At 44.8% G+C, this 6,640-nt stretch carries 5 protein-coding genes; all 5 read right to left on the reverse strand.

Annotated elements, in window-relative coordinates:
- A partial coding sequence (gene ileS, locus F6K37_RS29110) for an isoleucine--tRNA ligase (RefSeq protein WP_287253943.1) occupies positions 1 to 2,476 on the reverse strand: 2,476 nt, incomplete at its 3' end.
- Positions 2,477 to 2,763: 287 nt separating this feature from the next.
- Positions 2,764 to 3,555 carry a Ycf66 family protein gene (locus F6K37_RS29115; RefSeq protein ID WP_008190929.1) on the reverse strand — a complete coding sequence of 264 codons (792 nt, stop codon included), beginning with the start codon at positions 3,553 to 3,555 and terminating at the stop codon, positions 2,764 to 2,766.
- Positions 3,556 to 4,076: 521 nt separating this feature from the next.
- Positions 4,077 to 4,409 carry a mannan-binding lectin gene (locus tag F6K37_RS29120; protein ID WP_287253945.1) on the reverse strand — a complete coding sequence of 111 codons (333 nt, stop codon included), beginning with the start codon at positions 4,407 to 4,409 and terminating at the stop codon, positions 4,077 to 4,079.
- Between the two features lie 504 nt (positions 4,410 to 4,913).
- Positions 4,914 to 5,939, reverse strand: coding sequence for an ABC transporter permease (locus F6K37_RS29125; RefSeq protein ID WP_287253947.1), 1,026 nt, complete (start codon positions 5,937 to 5,939; stop codon positions 4,914 to 4,916).
- Positions 5,940 to 6,276: 337 nt separating this feature from the next.
- Complete coding sequence (locus F6K37_RS29130) at positions 6,277 to 6,501, reverse strand: nucleoside hydrolase (RefSeq protein ID WP_287253949.1); 225 nt, start codon at positions 6,499 to 6,501, stop codon at positions 6,277 to 6,279.
- Positions 6,502 to 6,640: the final 139 nt, after the last annotated feature.

Consider the following 6,640-nt stretch of genomic DNA (forward strand, 5'->3'; position numbering starts at 1 on the left):
ACCAGGACGCCGCTAGTTCAGGGTTTTTCCATTGTTCCTCTAATTTGACCCAACCTGACTCAAACACGGATTCATGGGATTTCTGGTAAGGTAGGTATTGCCAGATATCCTCTGCCATGTGACAGAGTACAGGTGCGATCGCTTTAGCTAAATTTTCCAATGCTATTTGTAGCACTGTCTGACAACTGCGCCGCCGTGGTGAGTTGGGAGCACTGATATAGAGTCGATCCTTGGCAATATCCAGATAGAAGTTAGACAGGTCTATTACACAGAAGTTCTGCACGCTCTGGAAGAAGCGGAAGAATTGATAACTCTCAAAGGCATCAGTTACATCTTCAAATACTTCTGTGATCCGGTGTAGCATGTAGCGGTCTAATTCCGGTAACTCCTGAACAGGCACCCTATGCTTAGCTGGGTCAAAGTCATTAAGGTTTCCTAGCAGGAAACGGGCTGTATTGCGAATTTTGCGATAGACATCGGCTAGCTGCTTGAGAATACTCTGAGAGATGGGAACATCTGAGGAATAGTCTACAGAAGATACCCACAACCGCAGCACATCAGCTCCGTAGGGGGGTTCTTTTTTATGGTTTTTACCACCTTCGATGATGATAGCTGGTTCCAAGATATTCCCCAAAGACTTACTCATCTTGCGCCCTTGGTCATCTAGAACAAAGCCGTGGGTTAAAACAGTTTTGTAGGGAGCATAACCATTGCTGGCTACACTGGTCAGTAAGCTGGACTGGAACCAACCCCGGTGTTGGTCTGATCCTTCCAAGTATATATCCACCGGATAGCGTAATTCTTCCCGTCGCTCGGCCACTGCTGCCCAAGAGGACCCGGAGTCAAACCAGACATCCATGGTATCGTTACCCTTGCGGTAGGTCTTACCATTATTACGATAGGATTCTGGTAACAATTCCTCTACTGATAGTTCCCACCAGGCATCGGAACCTTTCTCAGCAATAATTCCCTGGACGTAAGCAATGGTTTCTTCATTGAGCAGGGGTTCGTTAGTTTCTTCGTCGTAGAATACCGGAATTGGTACACCCCAGCTCCGTTGGCGGGAAATGCACCAATCGGAACGATCCGCCACCATTGGGGTAATCCGGTTTTGTCCTTGGGCAGGGATCCATTTTACGGATGCGATCGCATTTATTGCTTCATCCCGGAATCCCTCTACTGAAGCAAACCATTGTTCTGTGGCTCTAAAGATAGTTGGCTTTTTAGTGCGCCAATCGTAAGGATATTTATGAACATAGGGTACCTCTTTCAGCAATGACCCAGCTGTGTTCAGTGCCTCAATAATGGCTGGATTGGCGTCCTTAAGCACATTCAACCCAGCAAACTTTCCCGCCTCTGCGGTAAACTTACCATCCGCATCTACTGGAGAAAGGATAGGTAAGCCATAACGCTGACCCACACCATAGTCTTCTTGACCATGACCAGGAGCCGTGTGAACCAAACCTGTCCCGGATTCAGTGGTGATGTAATCCCCACCAATAACAATTTTGCTTTCCCGCTCAAATAGGGGATGTTGGTAAGTACAATTTTCCAACGCCTCACCCTTAACAGTCGTTTTGACCGTAAGTGGAGTTTCTAGAGTAGCTGATAGTCTTTCTACCAAATCTGCTGCTACTAATAGGAATTGGGATTGGTTAGTTTCCGGAGCACCTTCGACTACTGCATAGGTCAGTTCTGGATTAACTGCTACTGCCAAATTCCCAGGGATTGTCCAGGGAGTAGTCGTCCAGATCGCCACACCAAGATTTGGCAAAAATGGGTCTAGGATTTCCTTTATCCCTGGCGCTGCCTTAGTCATTGGGAAAGCCGCATAGATACTTGGGGAGGTGTGACCTTCGGGATATTCCAACTCCGCTTCCGCTAGGGCTGTTTTAGAACTGGGACTCCAGTGAACTGGCTTCAGGCCCCTGTAGATGTAGCCCTTCAAGACCATTTGACCAAAGACCCCAATTTGAGCCGCTTCGTACTGTGGGTTTAGAGTCAGGTAAGGATTTTCCCAGTCTCCCCATACTCCATACCGCTGGAAACCTTTGCTTTGCTGCTCTACTGTTTTCAGGGCAAATTTCTTGGCTTTACGGCGCAGTTTGATCGGAGTCAGCTGTTGACGCTCCTCTAGCTTCATGGCTTGCAAGACTTTCAGCTCAATCGGCAAGCCATGACAGTCCCAACCAGGGACATAGCGTACTTTGCGACCTTGCAACAGTTGGTATTTATTAATGATATCCTTGAGGACTTTATTAAGGGCGTGACCCATGTGCAGAGACCCGTTGGCGTAGGGGGGGCCATCATGCAACACGAAAATCTCGCCAGGATTATTTTGTGACAGGCGCTCATAAATAGTTTGCTCTGCCCAAAACTTTTGGAGTTGTGGTTCTCGCTTGATAGCGTTTGCCCGCATATTAAACTCGGTTTTGGGCAGATTGACCGTATCTTTATAGCTTTTGGATGCTGTCACAGTTTGAAGCCAAAATTCTAGTAGATCAGTTGATTAGCAGTTGATTAGATCGCTATAACCAACTTTAACTTGCTAACCGCTGATTGTGTACTGCTGAGTCGTTACAGGCCACATCACACAATCAACGGTCAACAAAGGATATATATCTATATAATATATCTCTCTTATTTTTATTGGCAGCAATCTGGCCAACCTTACAAATTTCCCAAGGAAGAATGGTGGGATTTTTTAGAAATCGGTTGTTTTGGGGTTGAAGCTGGTGGTAGCTTTTATGTTGCGCTCTATTTTTATTCCACCTTCGGATTAGGAGGTGGTGGGGCTTTTGCTTCTGGTGCGATCGCTTCTGGTGCGATCGCTTCTGGTTTCTGCTCTGGCTCCTGACTTGACTCCGGCTCTGGGGGGGGTGAGTCTTCCTTAGGGACTGCTACTGCTTGGGGGGTTTCTGTCTCTGGGGGAGGTGAGTCTTCCTTAGCCGCTGCTACTGGTTGAGGGGTTTCTGTTTTAGGGATAGTTGTTTCAGCAGAATCTGAGGTTTTAGTGTCATCTGTTTCTATAACCGCTGCTTGGGTAGTGGATGCTACCGTAGTTGCTTCATCCGCTGCAGGGCTTGGTTGGGTAGTTTTGGGATTGGTTTCCTGGGTGGGGGACGCCATGGTGGTATCTGCCGGTACAGCAGGAGTTCGGGCTGAGTCTTGGCGTTTGCCCAAAAGATTGCCAAAAAAGCCAGTTACTTTAGGTATTAGCCCTTTTAATGACTCACTTGGCAGTATTTCTTGAATTTTGGCGATAAATTCACCTTGACTTGGGATAGGGGTTTGTTGGTCAATCGGTATCAAGGCTCGTCGCAAGGTCAAGGTTTGCCAACCCAACCAGCCTACCAGGGATACACCCGCAATTTGACCGATTAAGACGCCGCCAGTAATGCGTCCAGCACAAATCCATAACACTAGAGCGTAGAATAATCCCACTCCACTCCAGATAAAGTCATATTTACGATGAACCTCTGGTAAAAAGAAGGCAGCTAGGTAAAAGACTAAGCTACCAAGAGCAATAACCAACGCCAAGAGGTATGCCAGCATTTTCGGAGTACTCCTTACGTGCTTCTTTACTCATTCTGAAGCAAAATGTTGCCTCATATACAGATTATCCATGAATTAATCACTCACATAACCTTCACCACACTTACTCGATCCAGTATAGTGTGGGCTTTCAGTAGCCCTCATCCGCGCTTGGCCTACAAGGGGTCTTATTTCCTGGCAAGGGTAGGTTTATTTGCCTAGTAGATTACTTGGATTACAGTTCTGGATTCGGTGTCTTTCCTCGTTTTTAAATAGGTAAATAGTTATCTGGGGTATTGATAATAATTCTGATCAAAATTTTTTTTGAGGTAGAAAGTTAATTCGTTCACTCTCACTGAAAATGCCAAAGGATGGTATTCGATTTACCATCGTTGACGCGCCTTTCATCCCCAGTTCACAGGAGGATGGGGTATTCAGCGATCGCGATAAAAAAGTAATGAGCCTACCTGAGGCTCATTACTTTTTTATTACTAATTACTAATCCTTTCTAGATAGTTAGCAATCTGTTATAGTTTCACAAACTAGGAAAATTTGCAGGAACAAACAGACATTGCATTCCATACAGTAGTCCACCAGTTACCATCCCAGGCACCAGCTTTGTTCTCACAGACGGCTGGACACTTACCTTTAGCATCATCATTATTCCAAATCGGACCAGCTTCAAGAGCTAAGGTTTGATCGCAGCCACAGACAGACATTTCATTTGGTACGGTAGTAACCCAGTTACCGTTCCACTTAGTACCTGCTTTCTCACAGACCGCAGGACACTTAGCTTCAGCATCACCCTGATTCCAGATTGGACCGGCTTCAAGGTCGTAAGCGAAAGCGTTAGCTGCAAGAGTGACAGCTCCCACACTGACTCTTTGAGTTCAGTGTGGGCTTCCCAGCCAATCCAGCTATTGCTTAGGAGGCGCTGGGCTTTAAGAACGGACTGCCCTGCCGCTCTGTTTTCTTGGTCTTTTGTTTAATAATGTTTGACCAACTTCCCAGCATTTTCGGCTTTGAAAGTCAGTATTTCCAGTATAACACATCGATTGGTCTAAAGTGAAAGACTCTGTGCAAAATTCATCCCACACTCATGCTGCGCATGTTCGTTGTGGGGCTTCTTTTGCCGGAAGCTAAATTGGTTTCTATATTTAGAACGTTTGGGAAGGTTATTTTGTGACAAATTTTTTGAGTTCTGGAGAGATTTTTTATTTATCAAGAATAGTTGTTTAATTTTTATTAAACTCAATATTATATCATATCATGTCCGGATAATGACCCTTAATACCAATCTTTCTGATTACCCCATTTCCCCATCCCCCATCTCCTCATCTCCCGATCTGCATCTGTACTCCTACGTTAAAGAATTGGGATTAGTACCGAATACGGGGATCAATCAAAGCATTAACAATATCAATGGCAATACTTGCGATTACCACAATAGTGGCAAAAAATACCATAATCCCTTGCACCGTCGGGTAATCCCGCCCAGAAATTGCCTCATACAACCGATTCCCTAACCCTGGCCAAGAGAATGTCACCTCTGTCAACACTGCTCCACCTAACAAAGCAGCTAAGGTCAACCCTAGCACTGTAATCACAGGAATCATGGCATTTTTCAGAGCATGGGCAAAAACAATCCGCCTTTCGTGAATACCTCTAGCTCTGGCCGCTTCTACATAATCAGCCTTGAGAGTTTGCTTCAAGTTTACCCGCACAATCCGTTCAAAGATGCCACTCAACAGCAGCCCTAAGGTAAGACTGGGTAAGGCTAAATAATAGATAGCAGTGAAAAACTGAACCAAATTACCACTGAAGAGACTATCTATTGTATAAAGACCAGTAAACCCTTCTGGTGTTGGTAGGGTAATGGGATAGCGAGTACCGATGGGAAACCAACCCAGCTGAACAGAAAAAATTAACTGCACCACCATCCCCATCCAAAACAGAGGGATGGAGTAAGTAATGATACCAAATAATCTACCCCCCACATCCCAAACTGTTCCGCTTCGGGATGCGGCTAAAGTACCAACTCCTATACCAACTAAGAATGCTATGGCCATGCCGCATACTGATAGTTCTACAGTTGCGGGGAAATGTTGTTGAATAATCTCCCAGACTTTTTGACCTTGGCTGGTGATTGAGGTACCTAAGTCTAAACGTAGCAAAGATCCTAAGTAGCGAATATACTGCAACCACAACGGGTCAGCTAATCCTAATTGTTTTCGGTAGTCTTCTTTAACGATATCTGGAGCGCGATTCCCTAATACAGCATCCACAGGATCTCCTGGGGTAGCTCTGAGCAGAAGAAACACTAGGGTGGTAATGGTCCATAGCATCAGGGGCGCTAGCAGCAGGCGGATTATTATGTAGTATTTTAGGGCTTTGGCACGGGACATAAGGAAACAGGGAATCGGGAATTGGGAATCGGGAATCGGGAATCGGGAATCGGGAACTTCGGATGAAGTAGTTTTGGATTAAGTTAGTCTATTTAAAGACATTTTTGATTAACAAAAATCTGTTTTGATTAAAATTTATTTTTTAAATATTGATAATCCTTGTTTAACCAGGCTTGTAGAGATGATTTTATGGTAATTTATCACAAATAATCTGGGATATTCATAATTTTTTGATCAATTCTAAATTCTAAATTCTAAATTCTAAATTCTAAATTCTAAATTCTAAATCCCTTTCTTTCCCATAATTGATGACTTTGGCAACAGATATAATTAACAATTATCCCAAGCAACGGTATAAATGTTCTTTCCATCGGGGTGCGTCGATGGAGCAAATTACAGTCATGTTTGGTGTTTGCTTGAGTACTCCTAGCTCATCCACTACCGTTTGACCACGGGTAAGTTCGCTTAATGTTTCTACCTCGACATAGTATTTACCTTGCCTGGTTATTATGGCTGGGTCGAGAGCCACTGCCATCGCTACAGGATCAGCAAGGGGTGACATACTCCCAACACCAAATTTTCGTTCCTAACGTCACTCAAATTATAGTGTGGGCTTCTCAACTTGCATCGAGAACTTGGTGCTTCATCGGGAATCCTACGATTCTTCCTTCACACCCAGCTTGACCGCTAGACCTTCAACG

It is taken from the genome of Moorena sp. SIO4E2 (assembly GCF_010671945.1).
GTDB lineage: Bacteria > Cyanobacteriota > Cyanobacteriia > Cyanobacteriales > Coleofasciculaceae > Moorena > Moorena producens.

Coding starts and splice junctions, on each gene's coding strand:
- F6K37_RS29115 (WP_008190929.1), bottom strand. CDS start 3,555: ATGCTGGCATACCTCTTGGCGTTGGTTATTGCTCTTGGTAGCTTAGTC.
- F6K37_RS29125 (WP_287253947.1), bottom strand. CDS start 5,939: ATGTCCCGTGCCAAAGCCCTAAAATACTACATAATAATCCGCCTGCTG.
- F6K37_RS29130 (WP_287253949.1), bottom strand. CDS start 6,501: ATGTCACCCCTTGCTGATCCTGTAGCGATGGCAGTGGCTCTCGACCCA.